Origin of the sequence: Microbacterium sp. K24, assembly GCF_004794465.1 — a bacterium.
GTDB lineage: Bacteria > Actinomycetota > Actinomycetes > Actinomycetales > Microbacteriaceae > Microbacterium.
The window spans coordinates 20,140-33,720 of record NZ_SSDJ01000066.1 but is presented as its reverse complement, the minus strand read 5'-3'; the positions used below and the strand labels follow the sequence as shown (position 1 = coordinate 33,720).

The window sequence follows — 13,581 nt, the reverse complement described above, 5'->3', positions numbered from 1 at the left end:
ACGGGAGCGTCAGAACCAGTCGCTCTCCCGCACCTCGCGCATCGCCTGCTTGCGCGTGTCCGGATCGAGACGCGAGAGGAACAGCTTCCCGTCGAGATGGTCCGTCTCATGCTGGAGGGCCTGCGCGAGAAGCCCCTCTCCTTCGAGCACCACGGGGTTCCCGTCGAGATCGATCCCCTCCACGCGCGCCCACGGATGACGCTGGGCGTCGTGCCAGAGACCGGGCACCGACAGGCAGCCCTCGCCGGTCGGCACGGGCTCGCCCCTGACCTCGGTGAGCACGGGGTTGAGCACATACCCGATGTCGCCGTCGATGTTGTAGCTGAAGGCACGCACCGCCACGCCGATCTGCGGGGCGGCCACGCCGGCGCGACCCGGAAGCTCCACGGTCTCGACGAGGTCGGCCACCAGCGCGCGCACGCCGTCGTCGATGTGCTCGATCGGGGCGCACACGGTGCGGAGGACGGGGTCGCCGAAGATGCGGATCTCGCGAACCGTCATCAGGCGGCCTTCGCCCGGAGGCCCTCGACCAGCAGTGCGGCGAGCTGACGCGCGGCGATCCGGGTCTCGGGCAGCAGGTTCGCGAACACGATGGTGCCTCCCCCGGCGATCTGCGGGTCGTACGGCATCCGGATCACGCTCTTGGCGCGGGTGGCGAAATGCGTCTGCAGCTCGTTCAGGCGCACGAGCGGCGCGCCGGGGGTCGACTGGTTCAGCACGACGATCGCCTCGCGCGCCTGCTCGGCGTAGCCGTTCGTCTCGAGCCAGGTCAGCGTCTCCGACGCCAGACGCGCCTCGTCGACGCTCAACCCCGACACGATGACGATCTGGTCCGCGAGATCGAGCGTCGCCGACATCACGGAATGCACGATGCCCGTGCCGGTGTCGGTCAGTACGAGCGAGTAGTAATGCGCGGCGACACCGGCGACGTCGCGGTAGTCGCTGTCGCTGAACGCCTCCGCGATGCGGGGATCGGCGTCGGATGCGAGCACGTCGAGGCGAGTGGCATCGCGAGCCACGATGGCCGAGATGTCGTGGTAACCGCGGACGTCGTCGTGGATCCGCACCAGGTCCCGGACGGACTTGTTGTGGTGCGGCCGGACGATGCGCTCGGCCAGAGTGCCGCGATCGGGGTTGGCGTCGACGGCGATCACACGATCCTCGCGCGCATCGGCCAGGGCCATTCCGAGGAGGGCCGTGATCGTCGTCTTGCCGACGCCGCCCTTGCGGGAGAGGATCGGGACGAAGCGCGCCCCTCCGGAGAGAGGTGCCGCGATCCGCGCCGACAGCGCCTTGCGCTCACGGGCGCGGCGGCCGTCGCCGATATTGATGCGGCGACCGGACACCGCGTACAGGAAGTGGCTCCAGGCTCCTTCCGGTTCGGGCTTGGTGAGGCGATGGGGGTCGAGCAGCCGATCCGCCGTGAGCAGATCGGCGGATTCGCGCGAGGACTCCCCCAGTTCGTCGAGTCGCTTGGAGGTCAGGGTGACGTCGGTGCGGGCGGAAGCCCGGGTGGGCTGCGGGACGACGGACTTCTCGTCGGGAGTGGACACGGCGGGGGTCTCCTTCACGGCGGACGGGCGCACAGCAGCTGACGCGACGGGAGCCGCGACGGGGTCGGCGGTCGCCCGCGCCAGGAACCTCGCCGCCACGGCGGCTTCCTCGGCGTGCGTCGCGACGGCATCCTCGTCGGCCACGGCCGCCGATTCGGTCTTCACCTCGGGCTCGGGGACCGGCTCGGGCTCGGGCACTGGTTCAGGTTCAGGTTCGACCTCAGGTTCAGGTTCGACCTCAGGTTCAGGCTCGGGCTCGGGCTCGGGCTCGGGCTCGGGCTCGGGCTCGGGCTCGGGCTCGGGCTCAGCCTCCGCGTCGACCTCGACCTCGGCGATCGCTTCGGACTCCGCGGCCTCGTCGTCGGGCTCGGGCTCCAGCTCCGCCACGTGAACGATCTCCTCGGGCGCTGCCTCCTCGGCAGCAGGGGCGATCGGCTCCGGCTCGTCGATCACGATGGGACCGATGACGATGCCGGGCTCCTTGCTCGGCGAGCCGGACGCGCCCGGCTTGGCCTTCGACGAGACCGGCGCCTTCAGCACGGCCCGCGGCGCGGACGCAGAGACCGGCGTCCTTTCCGGAGCCACCGGAAGCTCATCGATGACGAGGTCGCCGACGACCTCTCCGTCGACGACGGCATCGTCGTCGAGGTCGTCGTCATCGTCCTTCGGCAACGTGACGCTCACCTGCGCCGTCCCGCCGAGAATGCCGATGACGGCCGTGTCCACGGACGCGGCGTCATCGAGCACTCCGAGCGGGTTCTCTTCAGGGTCTGTGCTGTTCTTCGGGGTCACGATGTCACTCCAAGCCTGCGCGAGCCTCGGGTGCGCACACGTGCGCGGCCCTCGCCCGCACAAGATTAGTGTGCGGGACGGATCACGACCAAAAGATCCCCGGCATCCACCTGCTGCGTCTCGCCGATCGCATGACGCTCGATCACGCCGTCGACGGGAGCCGTGATGGCGGCTTCCATCTTCATCGCCTCGATCGATGCGATCGGTTCTCCCGCTCGCACGGCGGCTCCGACCTCGGCCTTCAGCGTCACGACACCGGAGAACGGCGCGGCGACCTGACCGGGAACGGAGGTGTCGGCCTTCTCGACCTGATGCGCATCCACCGCGACCGATCTGTCTCGCACGAAGACCGGACGGAGCTGCCCGTTGAGGGTCGTCATCACGGTGCGCATGCCCTTGTCATCCGCGTCGCCGATGGCCTCGAGACCGATGAAGAGCTGCACGCCGCGATCGATCTCGATGCGGTGCTCCTGACCCTGCACGAGCCCGAAGAGGTAGTCGCTGGTGTCGAGCACCGAGAGGTCGCCGAACAGCTCGCGCCGCTCGAGGTACTCCTTGGTCGGCGCGGGGAACAGCAGCGCGTTGAGACGCGCGCGGCGCTCCGCGCTGGTTCCTGCGAGGGCGGCCTCGTCCTCCGCCGAGATCTCGGTGAGACCGAGGCGCACCGAGCGCCCGGCGAGCACCTTCGTGCGGAACGGCTCCGGCCATCCCCCGGGAAGGTCGCCGAGTTCGCCTGCCATGAATCCGACGACCGAGTCCGGCACGTCGTACTTCTCCGGATTGGCCTCGAAGTCCGCGGGATCGGCCTTCACCGCGGCCAGATGCAGAGCGAGGTCGCCGACGACCTTCGACGACGGCGTCACCTTCGGCACACGGCCGAGGATGCGGTCGGCGGCGGCGTACATGTCCTCGATGAGCTCGAAGTCGTTCGCGAGGCCGAGCGCCTTCGCCTGCTGGCGGAGGTTCGACAGCTGCCCGCCCGGGATCTCGTGGTGGTACACGCGTCCCGTGGGCCCGGGAAGCCCGGACTCGAACGGCGCGTACTGCCGGCGCACCGCCTCCCAGTACGGCTCGAGGTCGGACACCGCGGCGAGGTCGATGCCGCTGTCGCGGTCGGTATGCGCGAGCGCGGCGACGAGCGACGACAGCGACGGCTGGCTCGTGGTGCCCGACAGCGGCGCCGACGCGGCATCCACGGCATCCACACCGACCGCACTGGCGGCGAGCAGCGTCGCGAGCTGGCCGCCGGGCGTGTCATGCGTGTGCAGGTGGACGGGGAGGTCGAACCGCTCGCGCAGCGCCGCGACCAGCTTCGCCGCGGCGGCGGGACGGAGAAGACCCGCCATGTCCTTGATCGCGATGATGTGGGCACCCGCGTCGACGATCTGGTCGGCGAGCCCCAGGTAGTAGTCGAGCGTGTAGAGGTTCTCGGCCGGGTCGAGGAGGTCGCCGGTGTAGCAGAGGGCGACCTCGGCGACCGCGGTCCCGGTCTTGCGCACGGCCTCGATCGCCGGGCGCATCTGCTCGACGTCGTTCAGGGCGTCGAAGATCCGGAAGATGTCGACGCCGCTCGCGGCCGCCTCGGAGACGAAGGCCTCGGTGACCGCCGTCGGGTACGGCGTGTAGCCGACCGTGTTCCGCCCGCGCAGCAGCATCTGGATCGCCACGTTCGGCAGCGCGGCGCGCAGCTTGTCCAGGCGCTCCCACGGGTCTTCGCCGAGGAACCGCAGCGCGACGTCGTAGGTCGCTCCACCCCAGGCCTCGACCGAGAGCAGTCCGGGTGTGAGGCGCGCGAGGTACGGAGCCGCGGCGACGAGGTCCTTGGTGCGGACCCGGGTCGCGAGCAGCGACTGGTGGGCGTCGCGGAAGGTGGTGTCGGTGATCGCCAGCGCCGTCTGCTCGCGCAGGCTCCGGGCGAAGCCCTCCGGCCCGAGTTCGAGCAGACGCTGACGCGAGCCCGCGACCGGCTCGGACGAGAGGTCGACGGCCGGGAGCTTCGTGACGGGGTCGACGACACCGGGGTGCGCACCGTTGGGCTTGTTGACGGTGACGTCGACAAGCCAGTTCAGCAGTCTCGTTCCGCGGTCCTTCGAGGCACGACCGCGCAGCAGCTCGGGACGCTCGTCGATGAAGGAGGTGCTGACGTCTCCGGCGATGAACGCGTCGTCGTCGAGCAGCGCCTGCAGGAACGGGATGTTCGTCGAGACGCCGCGGATGCGGAACTCGGCCAGGGCACGCCGGGCGCGGGCGACCGCCGCGGGGAAGTCCCGGCCACGGCACGTCAGCTTCGCGAGCATGGAATCGAAGTGGGGGCTGATCTGCGCACCCTGATGCACGGTGCCGCCGTCGAGACGGATGCCGGCGCCGCCGGGAGAGCGGTAGGTCGTGATCTTGCCCGTGTCGGGGCGGAAGCCCTGTGTCGGGTCCTCCGTGGTGATGCGGCACTGCAGCGCCGCTCCGCGCAGGTGCAGGTTCTGCTGCTGGAGTCCCAGCTCGGCGAGCGTCTGGCCGGCCGCGATCCGCATCTGGCTCTGCACGAGGTCGACGTCGGTGACCTCCTCGGTCACGGTGTGCTCGACCTGGATGCGCGGGTTCATCTCGATGAAGACGACCTCACCCGTGCGCTCCCCCGCGGTCTCGAGCAGGAACTCCACGGTTCCGGCGTTCTCGTAGCCGATCGAACGGGCGAAGGCCACCGCGTAGCCGTGCAGGGCGGTACGGATGCCGTCGTCGAGGTTCGGCGCCGGAGCGATCTCCACCACCTTCTGGTGTCGCCGCTGCACCGAGCAGTCGCGTTCGAAGAGGTGCACGGTCTCGCCGGTCTTGTCGGCGAGGATCTGCACCTCGATGTGCCGGGGGCGCACGACCGCCTGCTCGAGGAACATCCGCGCGTCTCCGAAGGCGCTCGCGGCCTCGCGCATCGCCTCGGCCAGCGCCGGCGCGAGGTCGCCGGGGGTCTCGACGCGCCGCATGCCGCGGCCGCCGCCGCCGGCCACGGCCTTCGCGAACAGCGGGAAGCCGATGTCGTCCGCCTGGGCGACCAGTTCGTCGACGTCGTCCGATGCCTCGGTCGACCGCAGCACGGGCACTCCGGCCTCGATCGCGTGGCGCTTCGCCTCGACCTTGTTCCCTGCCATCTCCAGCACGTTCGCCGGCGGACCGATGAAGACGATGCCGTTCGCCGCCGCCTTCTCCGCGAGCTCCGGATTCTCCGAGAGGAAGCCGTAGCCGGGGTAGATCGCATCCGCACCCGCTTCGAGCGCGACGCGGATGATCTCGTCGACGTTCAGGTAGGCGCGGACGGGGTGACCGCGTTCGCCGATCTCGTAGGCCTCGTCCGCCTTGAGCCGATGGACGGATCCGCGGTCCTCATGCGGGAACACCGCGACCGTGCGCGCCCCCACCTCGTACGCCGCTCGGAAGGCCCGGATCGCGATCTCGCCGCGGTTGGCCACAAGGATCTTCTGGAACATGCACACCTCTGAGAGCTCGATGCACGGCGTTTTCGGCGTGCAGGGGCGGGGCTGAGTGTCCCCTCAGCCTAGGGGAAGGTAACGTGGTCTCCGTGCACGTACTCAGCGTCAGCTCTCTCAAGGGGGGCGTCGGCAAGACGACCGTGACACTCGGGCTGGCCTCAGCGGCTTTCGCTCGGGGAGTCCGGACTCTCGTCGTCGACCTCGACCCGCAGTCCGACGTCTCCACCGGGATGGACATCCAGGTGGCCGGACGACTCAACATCGCCGATGTCCTGGCGAACCCGAAGGAGAAGGTCGTCCGTCAGGCGATCACCTCCAGCGGCTGGGCGAAGGTGCATCCCGGCACGATCGATGTGCTCATCGGGAGCCCGTCCGCCATCAACTTCGACGGTCCGCACCCGAGCGTGCGCGACGTGTGGAAGCTCGAAGAGGCCCTCGCGGCCGTCGAGGCGGACTACGACCTCGTGCTCATCGACTGCGCGCCCTCGCTGAACGCCCTCACCCGCACAGCCTGGGCCGCGAGCGACCGCGTCATGGTCGTCACCGAGCCGGGACTCTTCTCCGTCGCCGCGGCCGACCGCGCCCTGCGTGCGATCGAGGAGATCCGCCGCGGTCTCTCCCCTCGTCTGCAGCCGCTCGGCATCGTCGTGAACCGCGTGCGTCCGCAGTCCATCGAGCACCAGTTCCGCATCAAGGAGCTCCGCGACATGTTCGGGCCTCTCGTGCTCGCGCCGCAGCTCCCGGAGCGGACCTCGCTGCAGCAGGCGCAGGGCGCCGCGAAGCCGCTGCACATCTGGCCGGGAGACTCCGCGCAGGAGCTCGCCGCCGACTTCGATCAGCTGCTCGACCGGATCATCCGCACCGGGCGCATCGCGCTTCCCGAGACGGTCTGACGCTCCGTCTCACAGAAACGGCCACCCTCTCCGGAGGGTGGCCGTTTCTCGTGAGATGCGAAGGATCAGGCGGAGCGCTTCGAGCGGCGCGCCGAGAGCTCGTCGACGGGGTCCGGCGCGGTCGGGTCGAACGCGACGAGCGTCGACTCCACCTCGCGGAGCACCTTGCCGACGGCGATGCCGAACACGCCCTGGCCGCGGCTGACGAGGTCGATGACCTCATCGTTCGACGTGCACAGGTACACGGAGGCGCCGTCGCTCATCAGCGTGGTGCCGGCCAGATCACGGATGCCGGCGCGACGCAGCTCTTCGACCGCCGTGCGGATCTGCTGCAGCGAGATGCCGGTGTCGAGCAGGCTCTTGACGAGCTTCAGGACCAGGATGTCGCGGAAGCCGTAGAGCCGCTGCGAACCGGAGCCGCTCGCGCCGCGGACGGTCGGCTCGACCAGCTCGGTGCGTGCCCAGTAGTCCAGCTGGCGATAGGTGATGCCGGCGGCACGAGCGGCGACTGCGCCGCGGTAGCCGACCTCGTCATCCATGGCCGGGAGACCGTCCGTGAAGAGGAGTTCGGGTACGAACCGCGGGTCGCCTGTGAGCTCATCCGCATTCATCTGAAATCCTCCCTGGAACGGTTATCTCCACGGTAGAGCAGTGCCCGGGCACCGGCAATGACATCCGTGGGACACCGAAGGTGTGTCGCAATCAGTTCGTTACGAAAGCGCCCGCGACAGCGCGTCCTTGACGAAGAGCGTGCGCACTTCGTCGATCTTCGACGCCAGCTCGGGTGCCAGTTCGCTCGCCTTCGCGCGCGACGCGGCATCGGTCCGACGCAGCAGCGACGACATCGCCGATTCGATGAGCGCGACCTCGCGCTCGGCTCCCTGGCGCAGCGAGCGCAGGTGTCGCGGCTCGATGCCGTGACGGTCCAGCGCGACGAGGCCGCGCAGCAGCGTGACCGTCGCCTCGGGGTAGTTCTCCTGCGCGGTGATGACGCCGGTGCTGATGGCGTCGTTCAGCAGCTGGGGTCCTGCTCCGGCGGCCGCGAGGAGCTCGGCGCGCCGGTAGCGGCGCGGGGTCGGCGTGATCGACGGAGGCGGCGCGAGCGATGTCTCCCCCGCCGCGTCGTCGAGCTGCTCGCGGATGACGCTCAGCGGAAGGTAGTGATCCCTCTGCAGGGTGAGGCCGAGACGGAGCCGTTCGATGTCGGCCGCCGAGAACTTGCGGTAGCCGGACTCGGTTCGCGAGGGACTGACGATGCCCTGCACCTCGAGGAATCGCAGCTTGCTGGAGGTCAGGTCGGGGAACTCCGGAGTGAGACGCGCGAGCACCTGACCGATACTCAGCAGGCCCGCGGACGCTGAGCGTTCGCGGGCGGGAGTGGCCGCCATCAGGCGTTCGCCGCCTGGCGATCGTGGGGCGATGCGAAGAAGTTCAGACGGAACTTGCCGACGCGCAGCTCGGAACCGTCGACCAGCGTGCTGCGGTCGACGCGCTCGCCGTTGACGTAGGTGCCGTTGAGCGACCGCTGGTCGATGATCTCGAACGTCGTGCCGGTGCGGGTGATCTCGGCATGACGACGCGACACGGTCACGTCGTCGAAGAAGATGTCGGCCTCGGGGTGACGACCCACGGTCGTCACGTCGGTGTCGAGGAGATACCGGGCGCCGGCGAGAGCGCCGGAGCGGACCAGCAGCAGAGCCGATCCCGTCGGCAGCGCCGCGATCGCGGTCTGCTCGACATCGGTGAGCTCCACGCCGAACGGCACGAACGACAGGTCCGAATCGTGTCCGAACGTCTGCGTCACGTCGTGTCTCTGCTCGCCAGAGCGGTGGATCGCGGCTTCTCCGGCCGGTCGGCTGTCGCTGTCAGTCACTGTGCCCTCCTGGTTGTCCAGACTAACGGATGCCGAGGGGCTCGCGGGAGGCCGCGTTCACACTCAGCCGTCACATACCGGCGATTCCTAGGCTGAACCTGTGAAGACCACAGCCCTGCGCCGCTCCGCCGCGCCCGTCGCCCTCGCCGCTGCACTTCTCGCGGCCTTCCTCGTACTCCTGTCCCCGCTCTCGGCATCCGCCCACGACGCGCTCGTCTCGTCGTCGCCGGCGGCCGACAGCGAGGTCGAGGTGCTTCCTGCCGAGCTGACGCTCACCTTCAGCGCCAAGCTCATCGAGGGCGAGGGCGCGACCGAAGTGGTGGTGACGGATCCCGACGGCAACACCGTGACCGACGGTCCGGCGACGGTCGACGGCGCCGTGGTGACGCAGCCGCTCGTCTCCTCCGCCCCCGCGGGGCAGTACCACGTGATCTGGAAAGTCGTCTCGAGCGACGGGCACCCGACGTCCGACGAGTACTACTTCACCGTGACGACCGGCTCCGAGGCCGCTCCCTCCGAGCAGCCCAGCGCGGCGCCGACCAGTGCGGCACCCAGCGAAGAGGCGTCCGCGACGCCCGAGGCGACGATCACGTCGGCGCCCGACGCGACCGAGGAGTCCGGCTCCACCGCCTGGATCTGGGTGATCTCGATCGTCGGGATCCTGGTCGCCGTCGGGGTCGCCGTCTGGCTGTCGGTGCGCGGTCGCCGAGGCCGCGCCGAGGCCGGTTCCGACGCCTCCTCGGAGCGATAGGCTTAACTCATGCCCCATTACGATGTCGTCATCCTCGGTGCCGGTCCTGGTGGATACGTCGCCGCTGTCCGCAGCGCACAGCTCGGCCTCTCCACGGCCATCATCGAAGAGAAGTACTGGGGCGGTGTCTGCCTCAACGTGGGCTGCATCCCCTCCAAGGCGCTCCTCAAGAATGCGGAGCTGGCTCACACCCTGAACCACAAGGCCGACTTCTTCGGCATCTCCGGTGAGTTCACGATCGACTACGGCAAGGCCTTCGATCGCAGCCGCGTGGTCGCCGACGGCCGCGTCAAGGGCATCCACTTCCTGATGAAGAAGAACAAGGTGACCGAGTACGACGGCCGCGGCACCTTCACTGGCCCGAAGGCGATCTCGGTCGCGAAGGCCGACGGCTCCACCGAAGAGGTCACGTTCGACAACGCGATCATCGCCACCGGCTCGCGGGTGCGCCTGCTCCCGGGTGTCGAGCTGAGCGAGAACATCGTCACGTACGAGGAGCAGATCCTCAGCCGCGAGCTGCCCACGTCGATCGTCATCGTCGGCGCCGGCGCCATCGGCATGGAGTTCGCCTACGTGATGACGAACTACGGCGTGAAGGTCACCATCATCGAGTTCCTCGACCGCGCCCTCCCCAACGAGGATGCCGACGTGTCGAAGGAGATCACGAAGCAGTACAAGAACTACGGCGTCGACATCCTCACCTCGACCAAGGTCGAGACCGTCGTCGACAACGGCTCGTCCGTCACGGTCACCTACACGGGCAAGGACGGCCAGCAGGCGTCGATCGAGGCCGACAAGGTGCTCATGTCGGTCGGCTTCGCCCCCAACACCGAGGGCTTCGGCCTCGACGCGACCGGCGTCAAGCTCACCGAGCGCGGTGCGATCGACATCGACGACCACATGCGCACGAACGTCGAGGGCATCTACGCGATCGGCGATGTCACCGCCAAGCTGCAGCTCGCGCACGTGGCGGAGGCGCAGGGCGTCGTCGCCGCCGAGACCATCGGCAAGGCAGAGACCATGACTCTCGGCGACTACCGCATGATGCCCCGCGCGACGTTCTGCTCGCCGCAGGTCGCGTCGTTCGGTCTCACCGAGCAGCAGGCCAAGGACGAGGGCCGCGACATCAAGGTCGTCAGCTTCCCGTTCATGGCCAACGGCAAAGCGCACGGTCTCGGCGAGCCCGTCGGCTTCGTGAAGCTCATCGCCGACGCCGAGCACCTCGAGCTCATCGGCGCTCACATGATCGGTCCGGATGTGGCGGAGCTCCTCCCCGAGCTGACGCTCGCGCAGAAGTGGGACCTCACGGCTCTCGAGCTGGCCCGCAACGTGCACACGCACCCGACGCTGTCGGAGGCCCTGCAAGAGGGCTTCCACGGCCTCGCCGGTCACATGATCAACTTCTGACGCGATCACCGCGACGAGGGCCCGGGTGCGATTCCGCATCCGGGCCCTCGTGCGTCGACGGCGCGGTCGCGGTCAGTCCTGCCCACGCAGTTCGATCCGGAACGGAAAACGGCGTCGGGCGACCCACCCCTCCGGTGCCGCCGCGGAGATCTCTGCGACCGTATAGGAACGGCGGATGCTGATCAGACCGTCGACACGGATGAACGAGCCGGCGAGCAGATTCCAGCCCAGCAGCGCGGTCGCGATCGAGAACAGGGCGTAAGCCGCACGAGCACGGGCGATGTCGTGATGGACGATCAGGCCTCCGGGAGCCAGCAGCCGCCGGGAGTCGGCGAGCACCGCCTGCAGCTCCGCGTCGGTGAGGTGATGGAGGACGTGGTTGGACACGATGACGTCGAACTGCTCGCCTGCCGCGACGAGTTCCTGCGTGGTCGCATGCATGTAGCGCACCCCTGCGCCCTCGTCGTGGGCCGACGCCCAGGAGATCGCCCGCTCGTCGGCGTCGAGGGCGGTGATGTCGGCCGCGTGCCGATCACGGCGCATCCGACGCGCGATGAGACGGCAGAGATCGCCCCCGCCGGCGCCGATGTCGAGGATCCGCAACGGCCGGCCGGCCTCTGCGCGCGGACGGATGTCGCGGCGGTAGATCGCCCCGGGCCGTGACACGACGGCATTCACCGCGGCGAAGCGGTGGTAGGTGCGCTCCAGCATCCGCCGGTCGCAATCCGGGTCGTCCATCAGCTCCCGGACGGCGAGGTCGCGAGTCGAGAGTCGGGCGGTCACGGCGCGACCGGCGCCACGACGGTCATCAGCGCGCTCTCCGCCGTCAGCCCCGGACCGAAGGCCATCGCCGAGACGCGCTCCCCCGGCCTGACGCCTTCCTCGTCGAGGATCCTCTTCAACACGAAGAGCACGGTCGCGCTCGACATGTTGCCGTTCTCGCGCAGGACCTCTCTGGCCGGACGCAGCTGCGAATCGCTGAGGTGCAGCTTCTCCTGGATGCGGTCGAGGATGCTGCGCCCGCCGGGATGGATCGCCCAGTGCTCGACCGCGTCGCCCACGGCATCGTCGTCGAAGGCCGCGGCCGGCCCGCTCTCCGGGGCGAACAGCGGCCGCAGCGCCCCGATGATCGCGTCGCCGATGATGTGCGGGACCGTCGCGGCGAGGATCATCTCGAATCCGGTGTCGCCGATCGTCCAGGCCATCGACGACTCGCCTTCCGGGGCGATCGCCGTGTGGAAGCGGTCGAGACGGAGCGCCGTGACCGGGGTCGGGAGGTCGCGTGCCGTCACGATGCCCGCGGCGCCGCCGTCGGCGAACAGAGACGTCGAGACGATCGTGTCGGGGTCCTCCGACGAGCGCAGGTGCAGCGTGCACAGCTCCACGCTGACGATCAGGACCACCGCGTTCTCATCAGCCGCGCAGAACTGGGCGGCTGCCCGGAGCGCCGGCATCGAGGCATAGCAGCCCATGAATCCGAGGTGATAGCGCTGCACGCCGTCGGAGAGGCCGAGCGCCCGGACGATCTCGTAGTCCGGCCCCGGCGCGTGGAACCCCGTGCAGGAGACCGTGATCACGTGCGTCACATCCGCGGCGGCGATGTCGGGATCGGCGTCGAGCGAACGCCGAGCCGCATCGACGAAGAGCCGTCCGGCCTCGCGCGCGTACACCTCGTTGCGCGCCTTCGTCCCCGGCTCGAGCAGCGCGCCGGTCCTGCGGTCGTAGAAGAGGGGTTCGGGCGTGTCGCTCTCAGGTGAGAATTCATCGATCACCGTGTGCCGGGTGTCGATCCCGGAGACGTTGAACGAGGTGGCCACGATCCGCTGCGCGAGCCGCCCGAGATCGCGCTGGGCCGCGAAGATGTCGCGGATGCCGTCCTGGCGGAGGACGGTGTCGGGGACGACCGTCTGCAGCGATCGAAGCACGGGCGGTCGGCTCATGGTGCCACTCCAGCAGAGGTCGCGCGATCGCGGAACAGGGTTGCGGACGCCACCGGAGCCGACTAGAAGCCGAGGGCGCGAGCGAGCTTGGAACCGGAAGAGGCGTCGCGGCCTCCGGCGGCGTGCACCGCTCGTTCGACGGCGGCGAAGAACGCCTCGCGGCCGTCCTCGTCTGCGGGTGCCGCCGGGCCGAGTTCCATCTCCCACTCCCGCCATTCGCGCTGTGTGCCACGGCGCAGATCGGTCGCGCGCACGCGGTCGTCGACGAACTCCGCCACGACCCCGTCGCTGCCGGTGAGCAGGTACGCGGTGCGGTCGTTCTCGATGCGGGCGAGTGGAGTCAGAGGCTCGGTCGTCCAGGAGGAGACGGTGTCGGCGACGGCGTCGGGGAGCTCGTCGCCGTCCGCGAGGGGCCAGCCGAGCTCCAGACGTCCGTCGCCCTGCCGGGGTCCCTTGACGTGCCAGCCCTCATCGGGGCCTCCGGTGCGCCGTCGGAGCGCGACCCCGGATCGGGCGAGCGCACCGTCCGCGGTGTCGAAGTAGCGGGCGTCCAGCGCCCTGACCTCTCCGGTCGACACCGCATCGACGCCCGGTACCGCGCTCCAGTCCGGAAGCGGCGTCTCGACGTCGACGTCGTACTTGCGCTCGACCTCGACCGTGCGGGACGGCTCAGTCGTCATCGTTGAGGGTGAGGTCCTCGAGGGCTTCGTCGAACCAGTAGTCGATCTCGGTGGGACCGTCTTCCGGCCCCGTGTTCTGGGGCTCGCCGCGGCGGTTGTACACCACCTGCGTCTCGCTGTAGGGGACGATCAGCTTGTCGTCCGCGTCGCCGAGGGGGATGATCTGCCCGTCGAGCGGGCCGCCGTGAAGTCGTGCGAGTGCCATGCGTTCAGCGT

General features: G+C 69.4%; 13 protein-coding genes. 3 read left to right on the top strand and 10 right to left on the bottom strand.

Annotated features, from left to right (window positions below; all coding sequences use genetic code 11):
• Positions 1-9: 9 nt before the first annotated feature.
• The 3 genes from def to DW306_RS04635 all read right to left on the bottom strand — a co-directional run bounded on the left by def (position 10) and on the right by DW306_RS04635 (position 5,818).
• Complete coding sequence (gene def, locus DW306_RS04645; protein ID WP_136054476.1) at positions 10-501, bottom strand: peptide deformylase; 492 nt, start codon at positions 499-501, stop codon at positions 10-12.
• On the bottom strand, positions 501-2,345 hold the full coding sequence (locus DW306_RS21555; RefSeq protein WP_240747057.1) for a MinD/ParA family protein: 1,845 nt from the start codon (positions 2,343-2,345) through the stop codon (positions 501-503). The genes def and DW306_RS21555 overlap by 1 nt, the downstream gene beginning before the upstream one ends.
• A gap of 65 nt (positions 2,346-2,410) precedes the next feature.
• The gene (locus tag DW306_RS04635; RefSeq protein WP_136054475.1) at positions 2,411-5,818 is read right to left on the bottom strand and encodes a pyruvate carboxylase; all 3,408 of its coding nucleotides are present in this window, start codon (positions 5,816-5,818) and stop codon (positions 2,411-2,413) included.
• A gap of 92 nt (positions 5,819-5,910) precedes the next feature.
• Here DW306_RS04635 and DW306_RS04630 point away from each other — a divergent pair, with 92 nt between their 5' ends.
• Positions 5,911-6,714 (top strand): ParA family protein, encoded by an 804-nt coding sequence (locus tag DW306_RS04630; protein WP_136054474.1) that lies wholly within the window; start codon positions 5,911-5,913, stop codon positions 6,712-6,714.
• A gap of 65 nt (positions 6,715-6,779) precedes the next feature.
• Here DW306_RS04630 and DW306_RS04625 read toward each other — a convergent pair whose 3' ends face one another.
• The 3 genes from DW306_RS04625 to DW306_RS04615 all read right to left on the bottom strand — a co-directional run bounded on the left by DW306_RS04625 (position 6,780) and on the right by DW306_RS04615 (position 8,587).
• A complete protein-coding gene (locus tag DW306_RS04625) occupies positions 6,780-7,325 on the bottom strand; it encodes a MerR family transcriptional regulator (RefSeq protein WP_116636800.1) in 546 nt (181 codons plus the stop codon).
• A gap of 99 nt (positions 7,326-7,424) precedes the next feature.
• Positions 7,425-8,102 carry a MerR family transcriptional regulator gene (locus tag DW306_RS04620; protein WP_136054473.1) on the bottom strand — a complete coding sequence of 226 codons (678 nt, stop codon included), beginning with the start codon at positions 8,100-8,102 and terminating at the stop codon, positions 7,425-7,427.
• Complete coding sequence (locus DW306_RS04615) at positions 8,102-8,587, bottom strand: FHA domain-containing protein (RefSeq protein WP_136054472.1); 486 nt, start codon at positions 8,585-8,587, stop codon at positions 8,102-8,104. The genes DW306_RS04620 and DW306_RS04615 overlap by 1 nt, the downstream gene beginning before the upstream one ends.
• Positions 8,588-8,687: 100 nt before the next feature.
• Between DW306_RS04615 and DW306_RS04610 the strand changes: the two genes are divergently transcribed.
• Together DW306_RS04610 and lpdA are read left to right on the top strand one after the other, a co-directional pair.
• Positions 8,688-9,338 (top strand): copper resistance CopC family protein, encoded by a 651-nt coding sequence (locus DW306_RS04610; RefSeq protein ID WP_136054471.1) that lies wholly within the window; start codon positions 8,688-8,690, stop codon positions 9,336-9,338.
• A 9-nt stretch (positions 9,339-9,347) separates the two neighbouring features.
• Positions 9,348-10,745, top strand: coding sequence for a dihydrolipoyl dehydrogenase (gene lpdA / locus DW306_RS04605; protein ID WP_136054470.1), 1,398 nt, complete (start codon positions 9,348-9,350; stop codon positions 10,743-10,745).
• A gap of 72 nt (positions 10,746-10,817) precedes the next feature.
• Here lpdA and DW306_RS04600 read toward each other — a convergent pair whose 3' ends face one another.
• From DW306_RS04600 to DW306_RS04585, 4 genes are all read right to left on the bottom strand, one after another.
• On the bottom strand, positions 10,818-11,528 hold the full coding sequence (locus DW306_RS04600; RefSeq protein WP_136054469.1) for a methyltransferase domain-containing protein: 711 nt from the start codon (positions 11,526-11,528) through the stop codon (positions 10,818-10,820).
• Entirely contained in the window at positions 11,525-12,685 is a 1,161-nt protein-coding gene (locus DW306_RS04595; protein WP_240747055.1) for a type III polyketide synthase, read from the bottom strand. Before DW306_RS04595 ends, DW306_RS04600 begins: the two co-directional genes overlap by 4 nt.
• A gap of 62 nt (positions 12,686-12,747) precedes the next feature.
• Positions 12,748-13,365 (bottom strand): CYTH domain-containing protein, encoded by a 618-nt coding sequence (locus tag DW306_RS04590; protein WP_136054468.1) that lies wholly within the window; start codon positions 13,363-13,365, stop codon positions 12,748-12,750.
• Positions 13,355-13,570, bottom strand: a complete 216-nt coding sequence (locus DW306_RS04585) for a response regulator (protein WP_116636791.1) — start codon at positions 13,568-13,570, stop codon at positions 13,355-13,357. Before DW306_RS04585 ends, DW306_RS04590 begins: the two co-directional genes overlap by 11 nt.
• Between the last annotated feature and the right edge of the window lie 11 nt (positions 13,571-13,581).